This is a genomic window from Elusimicrobiota bacterium (assembly GCA_016788905.1).
GTDB lineage: Bacteria > Elusimicrobiota > Elusimicrobia > FEN-1173 > FEN-1173 > JADKHR01.
Genome location: JAEURZ010000009.1, coordinates 12,461 through 33,718, shown reverse-complemented (window position 1 = coordinate 33,718; position 21,258 = coordinate 12,461). Strand labels below are relative to the sequence as shown.

The 21,258-nt window shown below is 56.4% G+C and carries 15 protein-coding genes; 9 read left to right on the top strand and 6 right to left on the bottom strand.

What is annotated here, in order from left to right; all coding sequences use genetic code 11:
• Nucleotides 1-21 precede the first annotated feature (21 nt).
• Genes JNK54_05285 through JNK54_05275 form a run of 3 tightly spaced genes read left to right on the top strand, consistent with a single transcriptional unit; the run spans nucleotide 22 to nucleotide 5,095 of the window.
• Complete coding sequence (locus tag JNK54_05285) at nucleotides 22-2,583, top strand: carboxypeptidase regulatory-like domain-containing protein (GenBank protein ID MBL8023679.1); 2,562 nt, start codon at nucleotides 22-24, stop codon at nucleotides 2,581-2,583.
• Nucleotides 2,577-3,074, top strand: coding sequence for a prepilin-type N-terminal cleavage/methylation domain-containing protein (locus JNK54_05280; protein MBL8023678.1), 498 nt, complete (start codon nucleotides 2,577-2,579; stop codon nucleotides 3,072-3,074). The genes JNK54_05285 and JNK54_05280 overlap by 7 nt, the downstream gene beginning before the upstream one ends.
• Nucleotides 3,075-3,106: 32 nt before the next feature.
• Entirely contained in the window at nucleotides 3,107-5,095 is a 1,989-nt protein-coding gene (locus JNK54_05275) for a patatin-like phospholipase family protein (protein MBL8023677.1), read from the top strand.
• On the opposite strand, the gene JNK54_05270 is transcribed toward JNK54_05275, so the two are convergent.
• From JNK54_05270 to JNK54_05245, 6 genes are read right to left on the bottom strand one after another with little or no spacing between them, the layout of a single operon-like run.
• Nucleotides 5,084-5,917 (bottom strand): PD-(D/E)XK nuclease family protein, encoded by an 834-nt coding sequence (locus JNK54_05270; protein MBL8023676.1) that lies wholly within the window; start codon nucleotides 5,915-5,917, stop codon nucleotides 5,084-5,086. The genes JNK54_05275 and JNK54_05270 overlap by 12 nt on opposite strands.
• Nucleotides 5,914-7,269, bottom strand: a complete 1,356-nt coding sequence (locus JNK54_05265) for a TldD/PmbA family protein (protein ID MBL8023675.1) — start codon at nucleotides 7,267-7,269, stop codon at nucleotides 5,914-5,916. Before JNK54_05265 ends, JNK54_05270 begins: the two co-directional genes overlap by 4 nt.
• Nucleotides 7,266-8,831 (bottom strand): GAF domain-containing protein, encoded by a 1,566-nt coding sequence (locus JNK54_05260; protein MBL8023674.1) that lies wholly within the window; start codon nucleotides 8,829-8,831, stop codon nucleotides 7,266-7,268. Before JNK54_05260 ends, JNK54_05265 begins: the two co-directional genes overlap by 4 nt.
• A gap of 2 nt (nucleotides 8,832-8,833) precedes the next feature.
• Nucleotides 8,834-10,396, bottom strand: coding sequence for a glutamate synthase subunit beta (locus JNK54_05255; protein MBL8023673.1), 1,563 nt, complete (start codon nucleotides 10,394-10,396; stop codon nucleotides 8,834-8,836).
• On the bottom strand, nucleotides 10,397-14,995 hold the full coding sequence (gltB, locus tag JNK54_05250; GenBank protein ID MBL8023672.1) for a glutamate synthase large subunit: 4,599 nt from the start codon (nucleotides 14,993-14,995) through the stop codon (nucleotides 10,397-10,399).
• Complete coding sequence (locus JNK54_05245) at nucleotides 14,992-15,861, bottom strand: LysR family transcriptional regulator (protein MBL8023671.1); 870 nt, start codon at nucleotides 15,859-15,861, stop codon at nucleotides 14,992-14,994. The genes gltB and JNK54_05245 overlap by 4 nt, the downstream gene beginning before the upstream one ends.
• A gap of 153 nt (nucleotides 15,862-16,014) precedes the next feature.
• Between JNK54_05245 and JNK54_05240 the strand changes: the two genes are divergently transcribed.
• The 6 genes from JNK54_05240 (at nucleotide 16,015) to JNK54_05215 (ending at nucleotide 21,257) form a co-directional block, all read left to right on the top strand.
• Entirely contained in the window at nucleotides 16,015-16,356 is a 342-nt protein-coding gene (locus tag JNK54_05240) for a DMT family protein (protein ID MBL8023670.1), read from the top strand.
• Nucleotides 16,356-17,708 carry a deoxyribodipyrimidine photo-lyase gene (locus JNK54_05235; GenBank protein MBL8023669.1) on the top strand — a complete coding sequence of 451 codons (1,353 nt, stop codon included), beginning with the start codon at nucleotides 16,356-16,358 and terminating at the stop codon, nucleotides 17,706-17,708. The genes JNK54_05240 and JNK54_05235 overlap by 1 nt, the downstream gene beginning before the upstream one ends.
• Before the next feature lie 64 nt (nucleotides 17,709-17,772).
• Nucleotides 17,773-19,569, top strand: coding sequence for a DNA polymerase III subunit gamma/tau (gene dnaX, locus JNK54_05230; GenBank protein MBL8023668.1), 1,797 nt, complete (start codon nucleotides 17,773-17,775; stop codon nucleotides 19,567-19,569).
• 7 nt (nucleotides 19,570-19,576) lie between these two features.
• On the top strand, nucleotides 19,577-20,179 hold the full coding sequence (gene recR / locus JNK54_05225) for a recombination protein RecR (protein ID MBL8023667.1): 603 nt from the start codon (nucleotides 19,577-19,579) through the stop codon (nucleotides 20,177-20,179).
• 13 nt (nucleotides 20,180-20,192) lie between these two features.
• Nucleotides 20,193-20,570, top strand: a complete 378-nt coding sequence (locus JNK54_05220; protein ID MBL8023666.1) for a response regulator — start codon at nucleotides 20,193-20,195, stop codon at nucleotides 20,568-20,570.
• Entirely contained in the window at nucleotides 20,571-21,257 is a 687-nt protein-coding gene (locus JNK54_05215) for a response regulator transcription factor (GenBank protein ID MBL8023665.1), read from the top strand.
• Nucleotide 21,258 lies beyond the last annotated feature (1 nt).

The following is a 21,258-nucleotide window of genomic DNA, read 5'->3' as shown; positions in this document are numbered from 1 at the left end:
CATGAACCAAGAAGAACTCCTATGGTGACGGGCCGACCCATTCCACGGACAACCGCGGGAGTCACCCTTATTGAACTTTTGGTGATGAGCGTGATCGCTTCGCTCGTTGGATTAACCGTCATTCAAGGGTTTTCGGGCATTAGCCGCGGAATCATTGCCACTCGATTCAAGTCCCTGGCCACCCAGTTGGCCAACGAAAAGATGCAGTCTCTTAAGAACACCTCCTATTATCGATTGAGGGTTTCCAGCCACACCGTTGTTCCCACCGCGCTGAGCGCCCTCTCTCCCTCCGTCTGGAGTGACGAATCCAATTATTCGCCTACGGTCTCCATCATCAACGGGGTCACATTTACCGCTTACGCGATGGTCGAGCGGGTCAAAAAAAATGCTTCGGAAACCCTTGATCTGAAAGCCTGGGATTCCACCGACACTGGATTAAAACGGATTACCCTGGACGTTGTCTGGAGAGAGCGCGACGCCTGGAAAAGATTTCAGTTGACCAACCTCTTGGAAAATCCGAACCGGGGAGAATCTGAAGGCGATTTTGTGGGAACGGTGACGGACAACGCCACCGCCACTCCCCTTTCCGGAGCGATGGTGGACATCGCGGAAAATCCGTCGATGAATGCCGTTAGCGGGGGAACAGGGAACTACCGTCTCGGCGTTCGACAGGGGACGTACACCCTCCGCGCCTCGAAACCGGGATATTTCACAAAAACAAGCGCCAACAACGTCATCAGCAGCACCACCACCCAAGTGACCGTCAATTTCGCGTTGAACGCCATGTCTTCAGGAACGATCTCAGGAAGCGTTTGGCACAACGACCATTTGGTGATCAGTCGAGTCTGTGGGTATAAACTTACGGGTCCCACCGCTCAGGAATATGTGGAAATTTTTAATCCAACCACGTGGACATGGACCGTTGATGGAGCCATTGGACTCACGTTCCAACGCCGCCTCGCCCAGGACCCGTGGCCCATCCCCATCGCCCTGAACTACGCGCCGGGGGGATCGCTCATCCCTCCTGGAAAATTTTATTTATTCGCCAGCCAGTCTGTCCTCAACATTGACGGAACACCCGTTTCGGCTGACGCGGTATGGAACACAACCATTGGGGGAGCCGCCTGCAACACGGGAGCGGTGGTGAACGACGATTGCTTTCCTTATTTCGACGCCGGGGCAGGTGTCTACAACATCTTACCGACCAACGGAACAGACGGGGCCTTTGAAGGCGCGGGAGTCCTCACCCTCACGTCCCTTTCCACGGGCATGGTTTTGGACCGAGTGGGCTGGCAGGGGGCTGGATGGAACAACCCCGCGTCCAGCGAAACGCTTCCCGTCTCAGATCAATTTGGCCTCCAGGCCAACGAGATCTATTACCGAAAAAGCGATACAGGCGGGGCCCTCTCGTCCACGGTGGGCCCCGCCTACGACAGCGGGAACAACTCCCTTGATTGGGCTGTAAACAACGGGGCCCCCCATTCCCCCCCACGCGCCAGCGCCTCACCCGCACTTCCCGTGAGGACCGGAATTCCCTCCAACGGGGCTTTGATTTTTGCGGACGATGGACTTTCACAAATGACTCAAGCCGCGTTGACAGGGTCACCCCCCGAAGCACGGTTCACCCTTTCCTCCGTGGCCACTGGAACCTGGACCGTGAGCGCGTCGTCTGGAAATTTTTTTCTTAGCTTTTCCACCCCCATCGGCGCCGGGGTGAACCTTTCCACCTCGGTGGTTATGAACACCTCCACCCTCTACGGGTTCGCCAGCGGCCGGGTGGTGGACGCCTTAGGGCTGGGGGGCCTCGCGGGAATTTCAATTTCACCAGGTGTCGGCTTAACGAATGGCCTTGGATTTTTCAACGTCCCTCTTTTCCCAGGAGCCCAGACCTTGACCGCCAATAAAGGAAGCACGAACCCCAATTACACAGAGACCTCTCTCCCGATCACCATTGTGCGGGGCCAATCGTCATCGAACCACACGCTCTACCTCAGCGGAGGAGCTCGCATCCAAGGGCTCTTGACCATTGATGGGGTCACCCCGCTCCCCAATGTCCCGGTGGAAGTGACCAACGTGGGCACAGGAATGACCATGGACAACGCCATTTCAAACCCGAGCGGACTGTTCTCTGTCTCTGTTCCCGTCGGCACCTACGCTGTCCGGCCGACCGTCGAATTTGGGGAGTCCATTTCTCCGGACACCCCGGCCGTTAACGCGAACGTGGGCGGGAGCACTGTTTTTGCCGCCACCTACACGGTCACATCGGCTTACGGGACACTGACGGGGAAGGTCACTCACCAAGGCAAACCCATCACCACGGGGGTCCTTCTGATGGCCAGCGTCGTGGCGGTTCCGGCTTCTCCTCCCCCAATAGACAGCAGCTTCCGCGGATCAGGAACGCTTTACTACAGCGGTTCCTCCCGTTCCGATGGGACGTATTCTTTTAAAATTCAAAACGGGACCTATTTTGTCACCGGGTGGTACACTACTTTTAACGGCAACACACCCACCGTCACTCGCAAAGACCTCACCAACGTGGTGATTGCCCCACGCACCACGACCACTCGGGACATCGCGTGGTAAAGCGCACCTCGGGGTACACGCTGGTTGAACTTCTTGTGGTCTCCGCCATCGTGGCCTTTCTTCTCTCCATGGGAGCGTCACTTTTTACGCGGGTGAGCACCTTTTTCCGCGTTTCCATTGCGAAAATGGAAACCCAAAGGGATGTGCGAAACCTCATGGATCTGGTGTGCCGAGAAATTCGCCAGGCCAAGTCTTCCTCCATCACTCTTTCACGAGAAGACGCTTCTCAACCTCCCTACAGTAAAATTTCTTTCCAGAAAGTGCAGGGAGACACGATCCTCTTTTGGCAAACCGGTCGGACTCTCTCTATGAGTAAAAACGGGGCAACCACCGTGCTCTCGAAAAAACTCCGATCCATTTTATTTTCGTATCCATTCACAGCAGATTCCAGCCTACTCACAATCCTTTTATCCATCGAAAAAACCGGTGGGAATTATGAAACCTACTCGCTTCAAATGGGGGGAGAAACCATTCGTCTCCTTAACAATTAGGTGGCGATGAAACCCTCCCCGAGCAAAAACTGATGACAGACCTAGAACCCGATTGGGCCTCCCTGCTCCGTCGAATTCCTTTTTTTGGGGATATTCGCGAGGAGTTGAGGTCGTTTCTGTTCGCCTCTTTTCATTCCCGCACCCTTCAGCAAGGGGACGTTCTCTTTCGCCAAGGAGAGGAGGGGAACGCCCTCCATCTCCTGATTTCTGGCCAAGTGCAGGTCGTGGAAAACAGGGCGGGTAAAGAACACATTCTGACCACCTTGGGTCGCCGGGGGGACCTGATTGGCGAAATGGCCCTGTTGGGTGGTGAACCTCGACCCGGAACCGCTATCGCCCTCCAACCCAGCGTTGTTCTTGAACTGCTTCGGAAAGAATTTGAAGATACCCTTGAAAAACACCCGCCCCTCGCCCTGGCGGTCTCCCGCTCCCTGGCCCAACGACTGGTCCAATCAACCCTCCCCCCCCCGATCGCGGGCTCCATGGGAAAAGTGTATCTGGCCATGGGAGCGCTTCATCCTCAGGAACGTTTGAGATGTGTGTTCAATCTCGCCCTGGCCACAATGGAACAATCCCGGCGACGCGTCCTCTTCGTGGAAGTTACTGAAGAAAAAGCGATCCCGGCCGTATCGCAGTTAAGCCACCACACGCACGGGATCCCCCCCCACATGGATCTGCAGGATTTCCAAACCGTGGAGGGGCTCCGGTCCCTCGTCTTTGAACACGCCTCAGGCCTCGACCTTCTTTCCGTTTCCGAGAGTTCCCTCTCGGGGCCCCTTTTTGGCGGTCTCTACCCCTTGGTGATGACCGCGCGGAAAGAGTGGGATTTCGTGTTCATTTGCCACCCGGGACACCCATCGAGAGCGGCCCGAACTCTATGGGAAGAGGTGGACCGCACCTTTTACATTCGGGAAGAATCCACCGAAAAGGGCGGGGCGTTGTGGCGTGAAATGGAATCCGTGGTACCCCCCCATCGGCTGGACCTGGTGGAATTACAACGAAACGCGCCTCCCCGACGCAATCGACCGGGCCGGTTTTATATTCCGTGGAGGAACCGTGAACTCCGGGGATCGGAGAGGGGTGACCTCTTTCTCTCCCGGCAAGAAGAATTGGGGCTCCGAGGGCTAAGTCGTATGGCCCGACAGTTAGCGGGCTTGCGTGTGGGGTTCGCCATGGGCTCCGGAGCGGCCTTGGGGTATTCCATCATTGGAATTCTGAAAGCGCTGGAACGAAATGGTGTTTATCCCGATCTCTTGGCGGGGACCTCCATGGGGGCGTTGGTGGGAAGCTTTTACGCGGCGGGAAAATCGGTGGCCGAACTGGAAGAAATTGCTTTAAGCATTACGAAGAAACGGCTCTGGACCATGGCGGATTGGACTGTTCCTTGGAAGGGCGTGATTCTGGGAAATGGGGTGCTCCGTTTCCTCAAATCCGTTCTCGGGGACGTTTCTTTTGATCAATTGCAACTGCCCTTTGCCTGTGTGGCGACAGAGATCCACGCGGGGACCGAACGTGTGTTGAGGCACGGGGCTGTGGCCGAAGCGGTTCGCGCCTCCCTGTCTCTCCCTTTTTTCTTTGAACCTTTCTTTTGGCAAGGGCGCTACCTCGTGGACGGTGGTGTGGTGAACCCCGTTCCCACCTCGATCATTCAAGCGATGGGCGCGGATGTTTCCATTTCCGTCAACATCACCACCTCTCCCGCCATCAAAAGAGTACCGAGCCTCCGCAAACGGCGCCCATCGGTTTTCAACCCGCTTCACGGGCCCAACATATTTCATGTCATGGCCAAAACCATTTACACCATGCAATACGGAATCGCCCGAAATGGCGCGGACGGGGCGGATGTGGTGATCGCCCCAAACCTGGCCGAGTTCGGGTGGTCGGAATTTCATCGAGCGAAAGACATCATCACGGTTGGAGAAGAAGAAGCGGAAAAGGTTATGCCCAAAATTTTATCCCAGTTCCCCTTTTTCTCCGATCACGCCCGTCGCCCACGGCGGGAGAATCCCTCAGGGCACTAAGGATTCCAAAGAAATTTTTACGGGGCGTGGATTCCCCTCCAAATCCCACTCCCGTTGACAGCGCGGTTGGTATTCACACCAGTGGCATCGGACAGGTTCGAACGAACGGGGAAATTCGTGGCGTTCCTCGGCGCGAAGCAACCGGTCCAAAATCCCAGCCAAGCGGCGCGCCACTTGCCCCATGTCCGCGGACGACGGGGAGGGAAAAATCACAGGCGCCTGAAGACCCGCGTCTCCCTCAGCCCCATCCCCTTTCACGAACACATCAAAACACAAGGATTTTGGCGGCCGGCCAAACATGCGCTCACAGGCCCAGGAGTAAATCACCAACTGGGTTCGGTCCGCACGGCGAGGATCGTAGGGTTTATTGGAGGTTTTGAAATCGTGCAAAACCCATTCGCTGTCCAACAGATCAAATTGCCCTGTTAATTCATGGTCTCCCGGTAAGGGAAGACGGAACGAACATTCGACCCCACGCGTTGCCGGTTGAAGTCCCGGCGCCCGTTCCCTCATAAACTGGTCCAGGAAATGTTCGCCCAGCGCGCGAAGGTAATGGGGTTCCGATGGGCCTCGAAGGAATTCCTCCGGGACGGGCCGCAAACGATTGTCTAACGTGTCACGGAAAAAGACCGCCAAGTCCTGTCCAGGCAAATCATTTCGGGAATCAATTTTTTGAACGAAATTATGTTCCAGCGTCTCGTGAATGGCCACCCCAAACGCCAGTTCCGGTTTGACCGGCGCAGGGATTTGAAGAACATAGCGATACTCGTATTTCTTAGGACAAAATCCGTAACATCCGATGCGGGAATAGCTGGACTTCACGCGGACCCACCCACCACCACACGGGGAATCCGAAGGGTCGGCAACCCATCGGAAACCGGAACCCCCTGACCTTCTTTCCCGCAGGTCCCAACGGACCACCCCAAATCCCAACCCACGCGATCGATGGACCGCAACACCTCCGGCCCGTTGCCCAAGAGATTGGCCCCGCGCACGGGATGGCGCACTTTTCCGTCCTCCACCCAAAAACCTTCTTCCACTTCGAAAACGAAATCCCCTGTGGCCGTGTTCACCTGGCCGCCTCCCATTCGCGTCACGTAGAGTCCCCGCTTCAGCTCGCGCAAAATCTGTTGGGGGTCGTCAGGACCGGAGGCAATAAACGTGTTGGACATGCGGGGAATGGGAACGTGAGCAAAGGATTCCCGGCGCCCGTGCCCGTTGGAGGGGCATTCGCCCCTTTGAGCGGAACGGCGGTCATGGAGGTAAGTGCGCAACACTCCTTTTTCGATGAGAACCGTGGACTGCGCGGGAGTTCCTTCATCATCATAACGGAAAGACCCCCGTTGCCCGGGACGGGTGGGATCGTCCAAAACAGATATTTTTTCATTCGCCACCACACGCCCCACACGGTTCGCGTAATGAGGAGAACTTCCCTCCAAAACAGCGTCGGCTTCTAGGGAATGGCCCACGGCCTCATGAATCAGTGTTCCTCCCGCTTCGGACGCAACCACCACCGCCATTTCACCCACCGGAGCGGGGGGGGCGATCAGTTTGGCCAACGCCCGACGGGCCGCCCGATTCGCTAACCCTGAAAGATCCAGACGGGACAGGGACTCCCATCCCCCTTGAACCGCAACCACTTCGTAGCCGGTTTGGCGTCGGCGACCGTTTTCCGCCGTGACCTGAACCACAAAAGTTGCGTAGGATCTCTGTTCAGCAAAGATCCTCCCTTCGGGGGTCCGTCCCGCAATATTTTTGAGAAGTTCTCCCCCGGTCAACCGGACCTGACGCACACGCCGGTCCAGTCGCGCGGCGCGATCGGCCCGGGAGAAGGATTCCAACTTTGTTTTAAGGGATGGGGAATGGGTCAGCGGGGCGGGAGAAACAAAAACGTCTCCCTTCGTTAACGAAGACAAGCGTCCGCCAAAATCTTTAACGCGGGAAAGGATCTGGCGAGTCTCCTCCCTTGTGAGATCCTGCGTGAGAGGTTGGCGCGCTTCCAGTGAAGCAAACCGAGGGTCTCGACCCATCCGCCGGAGGCCGACCCCCGCCTCCGATGCGTTGACCGACTCCTCCAACCGTTGATCTTCCCAACGCAGAGTTCTCCGTTGAGATTCTTCAACGTAAACCTCCAGACCCTGGGCCGCGGGGAGAACCGTCCCCCACCCCATCATTCGTCCAGGGGCCAACGGGCGGTGAACACCGATCCCCGACCCAAAATGGAGTGAACGCGCAGGGATCCCCCGTGGGCCTCCAGAATCCGCCGGGAGAGGGCCAGGCCCAGGCCCACCCCTTCCACTTGCCCCGTGAAGGAATCTTCCACCTGATAAAATTTTTTGAAAATCTTTGGAACATCCTCAGGGGGAATCCCCGATCCTTCGTCCTCAACGGAGAGAACAACCTCACCCCCCTCGCACCGACCGAACACTCGGATAATTTTACGAAGCTTGTGATTAAATTTAGCGGCGTTTTCAATAAGGTTACGCATCACTTCAATAAAACGGTCCGGGTCCACCGATACGGCCGGCAACCCGTCCAGCCCTTCATCCCAATGAACTTCAGCCCCTTGCCGAGCGAAATCAGAAGCCAACGATTCCCCCGCTTTTGCCAGAAGTGGTCGCACCTGTTCACGCCGTCGGGTCACGGCCACACTTTCCGCTTCCACGGTGGCAAAATTGAGGAGTTTCTCCACCAATTGGGCCAGTTTTTTTCCCTGGTCTCGAATGGCGGTCAGCCCCTGGCGTTGGGTGGGGGAAAGGGATTTGTCTTCCAAGAGAAGCGGGGCAAACCCAGTAATCGAAACAAGCGGGGTCTTCAATTTATGGGAAATTACGGAGAGAAAATTCCGTTTTAATCGATCTTCCCGTCGGGCCTCTGTTCGGTCTTGAAAAATGAAAAGCCCCCCCACCCCTTCCCGCAAGGGTTGAAAGGTCCCTTCCAAAATAAACTTTTTTCCCACCTCCCGAGTCAACACCAGGGGGACCGGTTCGGTGGAGGCCAGGGCTTCTTTCCAGGGAGGACACACCTCAAAAGAACGGGTGGCCTCCTCCAACGATTTTCCCGGCAATCCTTCGGGAACACCCAGGAGGCGAGCGCCAGCGGCGTTGACCAGTGTCACCCGACCCCCGTCGTCCAACAACAAAGCCCCATCGGACATTTCACTCACGAGCGTCCCCAGGGTTTCTTTCTCAGAACGGAGATCGGAAAAAAGACGGGCGTTAGCAATGGCCACAGCGGCCTGGGCGGCAAAGATTTCCAAGGCACGCCTGTCCACCGAGGTAAACCCCGCCTCCCCTTTTTTATTGATTCCCTCCAAGACGCCCAACAACCGCCCCTGATGGAGGAGGGGGACCGCCACCAGCTGACGGGTAACGAAATCGCTCCGTTCATCCACCCGCCCCGTCCAGCGGGGATCTTTTTGAACATCGTTCACGATCAAGGGGATTTCGTTCGCCGCCACCCATCCGGCTAAACCTTCCCCCGACTTAAGGCGAACCGTCTTTACTTTCTCCCCCACGGTGCCGAGAGCCACATCGAAATAAAGTTCGTTGGTTTTTTCGTCCTTAAGGAGCAGAGAACTGGATTCCGCCCGAACCACCCGCGCGGCCAATTCCATGACCGTCCGGAGCAAGACCGGTAAATCCAAGGTGCCCGCCAGGGCCCGACTGGCTTCAAGCAGCGTTTCGAAATCGGCCGCGGTGAGCGGACCGGGGGTGTCGGCAGAGGCGTCAGTCATTCTTACGGAAGATCCGTGTGCCCCATGAGAAAACGATCCACTTCGCGGGCCGCCCCACGGCCCTCGTTAATGGCCCAGACCACAAGGCTTTGGCCGCGCCGGGAATCCCCGGCGGCAAAAACACCGGGCACGTTGGTCACAAACCGGCCGTGCTCTGCCTTGATGTTGGACCTCGCATCCCGTTCCACCCCCAGGTCTTTCAGAAGCCCTTCCTCGGGACCCAAAAAACCCATGGCCAACAGAACCAACTGGGCCGGCCAAACTTTTTCCGTTCCCGGAACAGGCGTCGGGACGAACGCCCCTTTCGCGTCTTTGGTCCATTGGATTTGAACCGTGTGGACTTCTTTCACCCGCTTGGATTGTTCCCCGCACTCGAAACGGGTGGTGGAAATCAAGAACTGGCGCGGGTCTTCCCCGAACACCGCGGCCGCCTCTTCTTGACCGTAGTCTGTTCGAAAAATTTTCGGCCATTGGGGCCAAGGGTTATCGGGCGCTCGTTTCTCCGGTGGACGGGGAAGGATCTCAAACTGGACCAGACTTTTCGCCCCCTGACGAAGCGCGGTCCCCACACAATCGGTTCCCGTGTCTCCGCCCCCTATGACCACCACGTCCTTTCCCGCCGCAAAAATGGCGGGAGGCTCTTTGAGGTGGGTGTCCAAAAGGCTCTTCGTGTTGGCGTGAAGATAATCCATGGCAGGGTGGATGCCCTTAAACTCTCGTCCCGGGACGCGGAGATCCCGGGGAAGGGTCGCCCCAATGGCCAAGACCACCGCGTCAAATCCTTTCCGGAGTTTTTCGATGGGGTAGTTTTTCCCCACGTCGGTCCCTGTCAAGAAGGTCACACCTTCCTTGGCCATCAGATCCACACGACGCTGAACCACCTCTTTGTCCAGTTTCATGTTGGGGATTCCGTACATCAAGAGCCCCCCCACCCGATCGGCCCGTTCAAAAACGGTGACCGTGTGACCGGCACGATTTAATTGGGCCGCCGCGGACAACCCCGCCGGCCCCGATCCGACGACAGCAACCTTCTTGCCCGTGCGCTTCCGGGGCGGTTGAGGTCTCACCCACCCCTCCGCAAATCCTCGATCGATAATCGACGCTTCCAAATTTTTGATCGTGACCGGCGGGTCGGAAATCCCCAACACACAGGATCCCTCGCAGGGCGCCGGGCACACGCGCCCGGTGAACTCCGGGAAATTGTTGGTCTTATGGAGACGATCCAGAGCGTCTTCCCACAAACCGCGAAACACCAAATCGTTCCATTCCGGTATCAGGTTATTGATGGGGCAACCCGACGCCATGCCCGCCACCAGGTTTCCCGTGTGGCAAAAAGGGACACCGCAATCCATGCACCGGGCGCCCTGCTGGCGAAGAGATTCCTCCGGCATGGATTCGTGAAACTCTTCCCAATGGCGGATACGTTCCGTGGGGTTCGCGTCCGAAGGCAATTCTCGTTTGAAGCGCATAAACCCTGTGGGTTTAGAAACCCCCAAAGGTTTGGGGTTCAATCCCGAAGACGCCGTGGAGGGGTTGTGTTTCTCCGTATTTTTTTTGGCGTTCATTTAATTTCCTCCCACCCGCGATAAATCGCGCGCGTTCTCTTCAAAAGCGGCCATGATGGCCTGGTCCCCGGTCATGCCGGCCTGGTGCATTTTTTTAATGGTTGAAATCATTCGCTTATAATCCCGGGGCATCACTTTCACAAAGGTTCGAATCAACGCGGGCCCCTCTTCCAAAATTCGTTTGGCCGCGGTGCTGGTCGTGTAGAGGAGGTGACGAACCAAAAGTCCATGGACTTCTTGCACGTCCTCTTCTTCCATCGGCTCGACTTCCACCATTTCTTTATTCACTTTGGCGCGGAAATCCCCGGCCCGATCCCAGACGTAAGCCACCCCTCCCGTCATCCCGGCACCAAAGTTTCGGCCCGTGGGTCCCAGAACCAAAACCCGTCCCCCGGTCATGTATTCACAAGCGTGGTCGCCCACGCCTTCCACCACCGCGTGCACACCGGAATTCCGAACACCGAACCGCTCCCCGGCCAACCCGCGAACATAGGCTTCCCCGGACGTGGCCCCATAGAAGGCCACGTTGCCAACAATAATGTTTTCCTCTGGCACATAGGCGGCCGCCAGGGGAGGCGTCAATATAAGTTTCCCCCCCGAAAGTCCTTTGCCGAAATAATCGTTGGCGTCCCCTTCCAGCGCGAGCGTCATCCCCCGCGGTAAGAACGCCCCAAAACTTTGCCCCGCGGACCCCTGGAACTTTAATTCGATGGTGTCGTCCGGCAACCCTTTCGACCCATACCGCCGAGTCAATTCACTGCCCACCTGGGTCCCCACCACCCGATCCCGGTTGCGAATGGGTACCGTGGCCTTCACTTTCTCGCCCCGTTCCAGGGCCGGCTGACACAAATCAAAAAGAACCCGGCGATCGAGCGACGCGTCCAACCCGTGATCTTGATCCATCTGCCGGTAACGCCCCACTTCGGGACCCACCTGAGGTGAAAAAAGTATCGATGAGAAATCGATTCCTTTGGCTTTCCAATGATCCACCGCTTTCCGCTTCTCCAACCGATCCACCCGACCAATCATTTCATTGATGGAGCGAAAACCCATCCGGGCCATGTATTCCCGAGCCTCTTGGGCAACGAAGCGCATGAAATGAACGACGTGGGCGGGATCGCCTGTAAATTTCTTCCGCAATTTAGGATCTTGGGTGGCCACCCCCACGGGGCACGTGTTCAAATGGCACACCCGCATCATCACACAGCCCAGAACCACCAACGGGGCTGTGGCGAAACCAAACTCTTCCGCCCCGAGAAGCGCCGCAATCACCATGTCCCGACCCGTCTTCAATTGCCCGTCCGTCTCGATGGTGATCCGACTCCGGAGATTGTTCAACACCAGGGTTTGGTGGGTTTCCGCCAACCCCAATTCCCAAGGGAGTCCCGCGTGTTTGATGGACGATTGAGGGGATGCCCCTGTTCCCCCATCGAAACCGGAGATCAACACCACGTCCGCGTGGGCCTTGGCCACACCCGCCGCCACGGTGCCCACCCCGACTTCCGCCACCAACTTCACACTGATCCGCGCCAGGTGATTGGCGTTCTTCAAGTCATGAATCAGTTCGGCCAAATCTTCGATCGAATAAATATCGTGATGGGGCGGCGGTGAAATCAACCCCACGCCCGCCGTGGTATGACGGGTTCGGGCCACCCAGGGATACACCTTGGTCCCCGGCAATTGCCCCCCCTCTCCCGGTTTAGCGCCCTGGGCCATTTTGATCTGAAGTTCCCGGGCGTTGACCAAATAAAGGCTCGTCACGCCAAACCGGCCCGACGCCACCTGCTTAATGGCACTGTTCTTGGAATCCCCGTTCGGAAGGAGCTTGTAGCGTTCGGGATCTTCGCCCCCCTCCCCGGTGTTCGACTTTCCGCCCAGTCGGTTCATGGCAATGGCCAACGACTCATGGGCCTCTTGAGAAATTGAACCGTAACTCATGGCTCCGGTTTTAAACCGTTTCACGATGTCGTCCACAGACTCCACTTCTTCAATGGGAACCGGATGTTCCGCGTCTTTCAGTTCCAAAAGACCTCGCAACGTAAAATGTTCCTTGGACTGATTGTTCACAAGTTCCGCGTAACTTTGGTAGATGTCGTAACGATTGGTTCGGCACGCGGACTGCAACCGATGGATGGTTTCGGGATTGAACAAATGCCGTTCCCCTTCTTTTCGCCACTGGTAATTCCCGCCCGCGTCCAACACGTGGGTGTCCGTGGAGATTTCGGGAAAAGCCCGGTGGTGACGTCGTCGCGCCTCTTCGGCAATCACCTCAAGGCCCACCCCGCCCACGCGGGAGGGGGTCCACGTAAAATATTTCTCGATCACCTCCTGATTCAGCCCCACCGCTTCGAAAATTTGAGCTCCGCCATAACTTTGAATGGTCGAAATCCCCATTTTGGAAATCGTCTTCACCACCCCTTTCGTCGCGGCTTTCACGTAATTTTTAACCCCGGTCTTGTGGTCCAACCCCACGAGCATCCCCTGGTGAATCATATCGTCGATGGTTTCGTAGGCCAAGTAGGGGTTCACCGCCCCCACGCCGTAACCCAAAAGGACCGCGAAGTGATGGGTTTCCCGAGGTTCTCCGGATTCTAAAACAAGACCGACCTTCATACGCGTCCCTTTCCGGATCATGTCGTGATGGAGACCCGCCACGGCCAAAAGCGCGGGGATCGGCGCTTTCGTTGGCCCCACGCCACGATCGGAGAGGATCAAGAGGTTCACCCCTCCCGCTACCGCACGATCCGCAGCGGCAAACAGATCGTCCATCGCGAGACGGAGCCCCTCCCCGCCTTTCTGCGGGTCGAAAAGAATCGGCAGGGTCACCGACCGGAATCCCGGTTCTTTGACCTGGCGAAGTTTTTCCAATTGTTCGTTGGTGAGGATGGGGCTTTTCAGTTCAATCAATCGACTGCTTTCAGCAGAGGGATGAAGGATATCGCGCTCGCCGCCAATGGTGACGGAAGCCGAGGTCACAATCTCTTCGCGAATACAATCGATCGGTGGGTTGGTGACCTGGGCAAAAAGCTGTTTGAAATAGTGGGAGAGCAGTTGAGGACGGTCCGAGAGCACAGCCAGAGGCGTGTCCGTCCCCATGGCGCCCACAGGTTCCACTCCGTTCCGGGCCATGGGCTCCATGACCACACGCAAATCTTCGTAGTTGTAGCCGAACACCTGTTGCCGTTGCACCACGGTTCCATGGGCCTCGTGAACGGGTTTGTCGTGGTCCACCAGGTCGTCCAGAGCAATCAGATTTTTGTCCAACCATTCCCGATAGGGGTGCTCGGACGCCACTTTCTTTTTAATTTCATCGTCTGAAATAATCCGCCCCTCTTCCGTATCGATCAAAAGCATTCGCCCCGGCTGAAGACGCCCCTTCTGGACCACCCGTTCTGGGGCAATGTCCAACACCCCCACCTCGCTGGCCAAAACGACGAAATCCTCTTTGGTGACCACATAGCGCGAAGGACGAAGACCGTTTCGATCCAACACCGCGCCCACGCGGACCCCATCGGTGAACCCAATGGACGCCGGGCCGTCCCAGGGTTCCATCAAACAGGCGTGATACTCGTAGAAAGCTTTTTTCTCTTCCGACATGCTCTCGTGATTCGCCCACGGTTCGGGGATCATCATCATCATGGCGTGGGGCAGGCTTCGCCCGGCCAACACGAGAAATTCCAAGCAGTTATCAAACATGGACGAATCGGATCCGTCCGTGTCAATCACAGGCAACAGGCGGGCCAAATCCTTTCCAAACACATCGGATTTGAGGAGCGACTCCCGGGCGTGCATCCAATTCACGTTCCCGCGCAAGGTGTTGATTTCGCCGTTGTGAATGATGTAACGGTAGGGGTGCGCGCGGTTCCAATTGGGGAACGTGTTCGTGGAAAACCTGGAATGGACCAACGCCAAAGCGGACACCATGTCGGGGTCGCGCAATTCGGGGTAAAAGTCTTCCATTTGGTTGACCAAAAGCATCCCTTTGTACACGATGGTTCGCGAAGAAAGGCTGGGGATATAAAAACGATTGGACCCGTTTGCATCCGAGAATCGGAGGGTATGTTCGGCTCGTTTTCGAATAATGTAAAGGGCGCGCTCGAAAGCGGCCCCGTCTGAAAGAGAGGCGGCCCGTTGGATAAAAGCCTGACGAATAAAGGGTTCCCCCGCCCGCGCGGTGGGCCCCAAAGCGGAGTTGTCGGTGGGGACGGTTCGCCATCCCAAGAACAGCTGCCCCTCTTCTTGGACAATTTTTTTAAAACCCTGTTCGGCTTCCTGTCGCGCTTTGGGATCTTGAGGCAAAAACATCATGGCCACGCCATAATGACCCAACTCCGGGAGAGCGATCTTCTCTTTTAAAGCCACCTTCACTAAAAACGCGTGGGGGATCTGAATTAACACGCCCGCCCCGTCGCCCGTGTTGGCTTCACATCCACAGGCACCCCGATGGTTAAGATTGTTCAATACTTCGAGGGATTGGGTCACAATCTCATGGGATTTCTTCCCTTTAATATTGACCACAAACCCGATGCCACAGGCGTCGTGTTCAAATTGCGGATCGTATAACCCTTGTTTTCCAGGCGCTTCGTTTCGTGTCGTCACCGTATCACCTTCACCTTGGACGTCTGCCGTTCGTTTTCACGAAGACAGCGAATAAATTCTTCCTGCATAGGCGCCGTGTGCCCGCGCCGCCGCACAATTCCCAGCGGACGGAGAAACCGCCGGCCTTTGAGCGGAACAAAAGCCAATGTCCCCCCCCGGACTTCCCGGTCCAGTGTGGGTTCGGGTAAAATCGATAGACCAGACCCGATCTCCACAGCCTGCTTAATGGCCTCTATATTATCGAATTCTAAGGCCACATGGACCCCCGCGTGACTTTTTTTTAAATACCGGTCCACTTCCCGGCGGATGACAAGCCCCCGATCAAAAGCCACAAAAGGTTGGCCGTCCAACCGGGCGGGATCCATTGATTTTTCTTTGGCCCACGGGTGGGAGGCCGGGCACACCAGAACCATCGGCTCCTCCCGCCACGAGAAAACTTCCAAATCCCGGCCCGCTCGCGGAAAAGAAACAAGCCCCAAATCCACAGCCCCCTCTTTCACCGCCTCCAAAACCCGGTCGGGATGAAGATAGTCCATGTGAACCCGTACCCCGGGATGACTCTTTACAAAACCGTCCACAAATTCTTGGAGGTGGCGCAACCCCGCCGAATAGATGGCCGCCACCCAAATTTCCGCTGTCCCGGAGAAACGGCGAACCCGCCCCACCAGCCCCTCGTAATTTTCCACCAGGTCCCGGCACCCCGCGTAAAAGGTCTTTCCTGAATCGGTTAATCGCCAGGGGCGCCGCGACCGATCGATGAGAGAAACGCCCAGATCCATTTCCAAACTATGAACGGCTTGGCTGGCGGAAGATTGCGTAACGCGGTGAACTTCAGCGGACCGAGAAAAACTCCCCAGCCGGACCACATCGCAAAAGAGCTTTAAGGTTTCAATCTGCAGAACACCCTCTCAGTTTACATTTTATTTTCAAATAGAGAAAGGATATTACATTAGTTTATCTAATAGAACAATACCCCCGCCAAATGAATTTACTACACTTTGGATTCTCGGGAGGCCACCGTGTCCGTTTTCGCTAAAACCATCGTTCTTCTTGTTTTGTCCAATTTGTTTATGACCGCGGCCTGGTATGCCCATTTAAAAAACCTGGGGCATCGGACATGGTTTTTCGCCGCGACGGTCAGTTGGGGGATTGCCTTTTTTGAATATTGTCTTCAAGTTCCCGCCAACCGGATCGGATACACAGTGTTCAGTCTTCCCCAACTTAAAATCCTCCAAGAGGTCATTTCGCTGGCCGTTTTTGTTCCGTTCGCTGTTTTTTACATGGATCAACCCATCAAATTAAATTACCTCTGGGCCGCGCTTTGCGTTCTCGGCGCCGTCTATTTCATCTTTCGCGCCTGATGGATCCTCGCCGAGCGAGAAAACTTAACGCGGAGCCCCTTGGACCGGGCCCCGTCCTCTACTGGATGAGCCGGGACCAACGGGTGGCCGGCAATTGGGCCCTCCTCCGCGCCCAAGCGTTAGCGCTGGAAAGAAAAACCCCCTTGGCCGTCGTTTTTACATTGGCCCCTGATTTTTTAGGCGCACCTCTTCGCGCTTATGACTTTATGCTGAAAGGATTGGCCCAAGTCGAGAAGCGACTGATGGCCGCGGGGATTTCCTTCCATATCCTTTTCGGCCCTCCTCCCGAAACCCTGGCCGCGTTCGCTCAAAAGCACAAGGCCGGGGCTATCGTCACGGATTTCGATCCCCTCCGTCTCAAATCCCTCTGGAAAGCCGCCGTCGCCGATCGGATTCCCGTTGCTTTCGAAGAAGTTGACGCCCACAATATTGTCCCGGCCTGGGTGGCTTCACCGAAACAGGAATACGGGGCTTACACCCTTCGGCCCAAAATCAATAAACTCCTTTCCGATTTCCTCACGGAATTCACCCCGCTCCAACGCCATCCCTTCCCTTGGAACGGGAACGTCTTACCCGTGAACTGGGATCAAACTCTCCTTCGTTTGAAACCCGACCCGCGGGTCCCAGCGGTTTCGTGGGCCACTCCCGGGGAAGCGGGCGGCGCAAAAACCCTTGGGCTGTTTCTCAAAAACCGCTTGGGCTTTTACAACACACGTCGCAACAACCCCAATGAGGAGGGACAGTCCGACCTTTCCCCCTACCTGCATTTCGGTCAGGTTTCGGCTCAAAAGGTCGCCTGGGAAGTTCGTCGACAAGCTTGGGACACAGACTCAGGCCAAGATTTCCTGGAGGAATTGATCGTTCGCCGGGAACTTTCAGACAATTATTGCCTCTACAACAAACAGTATGACGCGTTTGAAGGGTTCCCTCAGTGGGCCCAAAAAAGCCTCAACCTCCACCGCCGAGACAAACGGGCTTACCTTTACTCGCGGGACATATTTGAACAGGCCGAAACCCACGACCCCCTCTGGAATGCCACCCAAAGGGAAATGACGAAACGGGGGAAAACGCACGGCTACATGAGAATGTATTGGTGCAAAAAGATTTTGGAGTGGTCCGCCACCCCGGAGGAAGCCCAGGCCACGGCCATTTATTTAAACGACCGCTATGAACTAGATGGCCGGGACCCCAACGGCTATGCGGGAATCGCCTGGTCCATCGGGGGTGTTCACGACCGCGCGTGGTTCAACCGCCCCGTGATCGGCCAGGTTCGATGGATGACCGCTAACGGCTGTAAATCAAAGTTTGATACGGAAGCATACCAGAAAAAAGTTCTCTCTCTCAAGAGCTGACCCGTTGACCCCATCGACGGAAAAGTTGTAGATTAGTCGGGCCTCCTCAGGAGGGGGTTATTCCATGTCCTATCTTGTCCTCGCGCGAAAATACCGGCCCCAAAGTTTTGACGACTTGGTGGGCCAGGAACACGTGGCCAAAACATTGGTCAACGCCCTGGCCAGCGGTCGTTTGGCCCACGCGTATGTGCTCTCCGGCCCGCGCGGATGCGGAAAAACCACCACAGCCCGGATCCTGGCCCGGGCTCTTAATTGCGTAAAGGGCCCCACCCCCAACCCCTGCGGGGAGTGCCCCCAATGCGTGGAAATTGCCAACGGCAGTTCCACAGACGATGTGCTGGAAATTGATGGTGCCTCCAACCGGGGGATCGATCAAATTCGCGAACTCCGCGAAACCGTTAAATACGCCCCCGCACGATCCCGTTATCGGGTCATTATTATTGACGAAGCCCATCAGATCTCCAAAGACGGCTTCAACGCTCTTTTGAAAACCCTGGAAGAACCCCCTCCCCACGTGGTCTTCATGATGGCCACAACAGAATCTCAAAAAATACCGGAAACGATTCTTTCCCGCTGCCAACGGTTTCAATTGCGATCCATTCATTTGACCGATATATTCGACCGTCTTAAATCAATTGTTGGATCGGAAAAACTGAACGTGGAAGACGCGGCCCTGCACGAAGTGGCCCGTTCGGCCCATGGGTCCCTGCGGGACGCCCTGTCCCTTTTGGATCAGGTTATTGCTTTTTCCCCCCAGGGAGCCCAGGTGGCGGATGTCCGAAACCTGCTGGGGCTTTTGCCAGGGGAATTTGTACGACATTTCACAGAAACCCTTCAAAGCGGAGAAACCACACGGGTTCTCCAGGCCGTCCAATCGGCCATTGAAGATGGTCTGGATCTCTCCCAACTCGCGGAGGACCTGTTGGACCGTCGGCATCGACTCCTTTTATGGAAAGCCGGCGTGCGGGACCCTCGCGCGCCGGACGGCGCGGAATTGGAACAGGAGTCCGCGGTCCTTTCGTCAGAGCGGGTGGAACGGGACCTGGCGGTTCTGTCTCGGACAGTGGCCGATATGAGGCGGAGTGAATCCCCCCGCGTCACCTTTGAACTCGCGTGCCTGGAGATCGCCCAGGAAGCCGTGTCCGTGACCGAGCTGGTGGAACGTTTGGAAATTTTAGAAAAAGAGCTCCGGTCAGGGGCGCCCCTCCTTTCGTCCCCTCCCCCACCTGTGCGTGAATCTCGACCCACATTATCAAACAGTTCTCCCTTTGTCCCGGTCAGGCAGGCCCCCCCAGCCACGACGGACTCCACGGCTCCGAAACCACCGCCCCCTGACGCGGTCCCGATACTCCATGTCGGACCCGGAGAATGGGGCCCCGATTTGGTTCGGTCCGCCTGGGCAACAATGGTTAACGAGATCGGTCACAAAAAACCGTCCCTTGAAACATTTCTCCATTTGGCCCGTTGGTCCGCCTTGCCCGGAAATATTTTAAAACTTTCCTTCGATCAGGAATTTCAAAAAAATCAGGTGGTCTCCCAAGAATCCCTTTGGCTGGATTCTCTCCGAAAAAAGATCCCCGTGTCGTTTGTGGTGCAAATGGCGATCGAACCTCCCCCTGAAAGAATCCGTCCGGCCCTGCCAAAAACAGAGAAACCCGCCGCCCCCCCCGCCGCGCCCCCAATGGAAGAGGAGGAAGCGGTGGTGGAGAGCGATTCAGATGACGATAACGCTTCGCCTGGAACATCGGCAGTGGAGGGAGAAGAAGATCCTCCAGAATCCCTCGCCTCTCAAGATCCAGGAATACGAAAAATCTTAGAGAAGTTCCCGGGCCGTGTGCGCCGGGTGGACAACGGGAAGTAAGGGTTCTATGACAGGCGTTTGGGATAACTTGGTGTGCGCGATTCTGGGGCTTCCCGGCGTCGGACCGAAAATGGCCGAACGAATCGCGCTGCATCTTCTTCGAAAAGGGGAGGTGGCCGACGCCCTTCAAAAAAGTATCCTAGAGGCACGTACGAAGATGTGTCGATGCCCCACCTGTGGGGATTACATGGAAAGCGCAGGGGCCGCAAGCCCTTGCCCTCGATGCCAAGATCCCCAGCGGGAGACGAACTTACTTTGCGTGGTGGAGGAATCCTGCGACCTAGCCGCCTTGGAACGCTCGCGCGCCTTTCGTGGGGGATACCACGTGCTGGGCGGGGTTCTTTCCGCGTTGGACGGGGTGGGTCCAGAAGAGCTTCGCATTGAGTTGCTCCTGAACCGCGTCAATGAAAACAAGATGGAAGAAGTCATTTTAGCCATGAACCCTTCGGTCGAAGGAGAAACGACGGCGGCCTACCTGGCCGACCTTTTAAAATCTGCCGGGGTCCGGGTGACGCGCCTGGCCGCGGGCCTCCCTTCGGGGAGCGCCATTCAATACGCTGACGAACACACACTTGCTCAGGCGCTCTCGGGCCGCCGCGCCGTGAACTGAGGGGGAGGGATCAATGACGATGGGAAAAATTGTCGTGGCCGATGACGAAAGGGACATCACGTTCTTTGTCAAGCGTTTGCTGGAAATGGAAGGCTACACGGTTTGGGCCGCAAACGACGGACAGGGCGCCATTGACCTCTACCAAAAGGAAAAACCGGATCTGGTGATCCTTGATGTTTTCATGCCGATTAAAGATGGGGTCACTGTCTGTAGCGAAATTCGCGAAGCCGATGACCGGGTGTTGATTTTAATGCTCACTGGGCAAAAAAAAGAAGACGACAAGGTCACGGGCCTGACCGCGGGCGCCGATGATTATCTCACCAAACCGTTCGGTGAAAAAGAGCTTCTGGCGCGCGTCCGATCCCTGTTCCGACGACCCAACCTGGGATAAATGAAATCAAAGATTTTGGTTGTTGAGGACGACGCGGCCATTGGCAAGCTGTTGTCCTACAACTTAGGTCGCGAAGGCTACGACCCCCTCCTGGTGAAAGATGGCGAGACCGCCATCGCCATATTTCGACGCACGAAGCCCCGCCTGGTGATCCTCGACCTCATGATCCCTAAAGTGGACGGCCTGGAGGTCTGCCGTTTGATTCGAGCCACAGACCAAAACGTTCCCATCCTGATGCTGACGGCCAAAGGGAGCGAAGTGGACAAAATCGTCGGGCTGGAAATGGGGGCCGACGACTACGTTACGAAACCCTTTTCGATTCGAGAAGTGTTAACCCGCGTCAAAACCCTTCTGCGGCGAACAGCGTCAGATTCCGTGGTCACATCGAAAATCCTCACTTCAGGGAAACTCGAGCTGGATATGGACAAATACACTTTAACGCTTGAAACCAAAGCGGTCCCCCTGACCGGAAAAGAATTTGAACTCCTTAAAGTCCTCTGGTCCTCCCATGGAAAAGTTATTTCCCGTGAGGCGATACTCGAACGCGTCTGGGGGATAGACCGCGCCGCTGATATTGACACACGGACCGTCGATCAACATGTGGCCCGCCTCCGTTCAAAACTGGGGGTTGAAAAAAATCGGATCCTCACTGTAAAAAATGTGGGGTATCGCTTCCGGAGCGATTAAG